Consider the following 2,409-nt stretch of genomic DNA (forward strand, 5'->3'; position numbering starts at 1 on the left):
CCGCCTGCCTCGCCCCGATGGGTGACGCGCGTTACACAGGCTGAACTTTCCCAGGTCGGCGTCCGTGGGTACGGATGACGCCGGCCGCCGGCACCACAGCCCGACAGGTCTAAACCAATCGGCAGTCGGCCCTTGTCATCGCACCCCCGGGTCTGATGAGCTGTGGCCTGGGACACAACGGACACCCTGGGAAAGGCAGATGCCGTGAGCAACGAAAGCCTGGCCAACCTGCTCAAGGAAGAGCGCAGGTTCGCACCCCCCGCCGACCTGGCCGCGAACGCCAACGTCACCGCGGAGGCGTATGAACAGGCCAAGGCTGACAGGCTCGGCTTCTGGGCCGAGCAGGCCCGTCGGCTGACCTGGGCCAAGGAGCCCACCGAGACCCTCGACTGGTCGAACCCGCCGTTCGCCAAGTGGTTCAAGGACGGCGAGCTCAACGTCGCCTACAACTGCGTCGACCGGCATGTGGAGGCCGGGCACGGCGACCGTGTCGCGATCCACTTCGAGGGCGAGCCCGGCGACGGCCGTGCCATCACCTACGCCGAGCTCAAGGACGAGGTCTCCAAGGCCGCCAACGCCCTGCTGGAACTGGGAGTTCAGGCCGGCGACCGGGTTGCCGTCTACATGCCGATGATCCCCGAGACGGCGATCGCGATGCTGGCCTGCGCCCGCATCGGCGCGGCGCACTCCGTCGTCTTCGGCGGTTTCTCCTCCGACGCGCTCGCCACCCGCATCCAGGACGCCGACGCGCGCGTGGTCATCACCTCCGACGGCGGCTACCGGCGCGGCAAGCCGTCCGCGCTGAAGCCGGCCGTGGACGAGGCCGTCGAGAAGGCGGGCAACGTCGAGCACGTCCTGGTCGTGCGCCGCACGGGCCAGGAGGTCGCCTTCACCGAAGGCCGCGACGTGTGGTGGCACGACATCGTGCAGCGGCAGAGCGCCGAGCACACCCCGCAGCCGTTCAACGCCGAGCACCCGCTGTTCATCCTCTACACCTCGGGCACCACGGGTAAGCCGAAGGGCATCCTGCACACCTCCGGCGGCTACCTCACCCAGACCGCCTACACCCACCACGCCGTCTTCGACCTCAAGCCGGAGACCGACGTCTACTGGTGCACCGCCGACGTCGGCTGGGTCACCGGCCACTCGTACATCGTCTACGGCCCGCTCGCGAACGGCGCGACGCAGGTCATGTACGAGGGCACGCCCGACACCCCGCACCAGGGCCGCTTCTGGGAGATCGTCCAGAAGTACGGCGTGACGATCCTCTACACCGCGCCGACCGCGATCCGTACGTTCATGAAGTGGGGCGACGACATCCCCGCGAAGTTCGACCTGTCCAGCCTGCGCGTGCTGGGCTCGGTGGGCGAGCCGATCAACCCCGAGGCGTGGATCTGGTACCGCAAGAACATCGGCGGCGACCGCACCCCGATCGTCGACACCTGGTGGCAGACCGAGACCGGCGCGATGATGATCACCCCGCTGCCGGGCGTGACCGCGACCAAGCCCGGGTCCGCGCAGACGCCGCTGCCCGGCATCTGCGCGACGGTCGTCGACGACGAGGCGCGCGAGGTGCCCAACGGCGGTGGCGGCTACCTGGTGCTGACCGAGCCGTGGCCGTCGATGCTGCGCACCATCTGGGGCGACGACCAGCGCTTCATCGACACGTACTGGTCGCGCTTCGAGGGCAAGTACTTCGCCGGTGACGGTGCCAAGAAGGACGACGACGGCGACATCTGGCTGCTCGGCCGGGTCGACGACGTCATGCTCGTCTCCGGGCACAACATCTCCACCACGGAGGTCGAGTCCGCGCTCGTCTCTCACCCCTCGGTCGCCGAGGCGGCCGTGGTCGGCGCGGCGGACGAGACGACCGGGCAGGCGATCGTCGCCTTCGTGATCCTGCGCGGCACGGCCTCCGAGACCGAGACCCTGGTCGACGAGCTGCGCGCCCACGTCGGCAACGCCCTCGGCCCGATCGCCAAGCCCAAGCGGATCCTGCCGGTGGCCGAGCTGCCCAAGACCCGCTCCGGCAAGATCATGCGGCGTCTGCTGCGGGACGTCGCCGAGAACCGCCAGCTCGGTGACGTCACCACGCTGACCGACTCCACGGTCATGGACCTGATCCAGGCGAAGCTCCCGGCCGCGCCCAGCGAGGACTGATCACCGCACAGGCATGGCGCAGCGGGCGAAGGGGCACCCGGTGATCGGCACGCCGGGTGCCCTTTCGGACCCCGGTGGTGATCACCGGGGTGCGTTCGGCCCTACGTTTACCTAGGATGTTTAACGTTTACCTAGGATGTTTACCTAGGCTAAGAAAAACAACTGCTTCATGGTGCGCCGGGAAGTCTGGTCGGCATGTGTTCAGCCCTGCCCACCGACCGGAGGTCTCCCACGTGACCGCGCCCCGCC

Annotated in this window: 1 protein-coding gene; it reads left to right on the forward strand. The window is 68.7% G+C overall.

Annotated elements, in window-relative coordinates:
* The first annotated feature begins 204 nt into the window (after positions 1–204).
* Positions 205–2,160, forward strand: a complete 1,956-nt coding sequence (gene acs / locus CA983_RS42775) for an acetate--CoA ligase (protein WP_086606009.1) — start codon at positions 205–207, stop codon at positions 2,158–2,160.
* Positions 2,161–2,409: the final 249 nt, after the last annotated feature.

Origin of the sequence: Streptomyces swartbergensis (genome assembly GCF_002148965.1) — a bacterium.
In the GTDB taxonomy this organism is placed as follows: Bacteria; Actinomycetota; Actinomycetes; order Streptomycetales; family Streptomycetaceae; genus Streptomyces; species Streptomyces swartbergensis.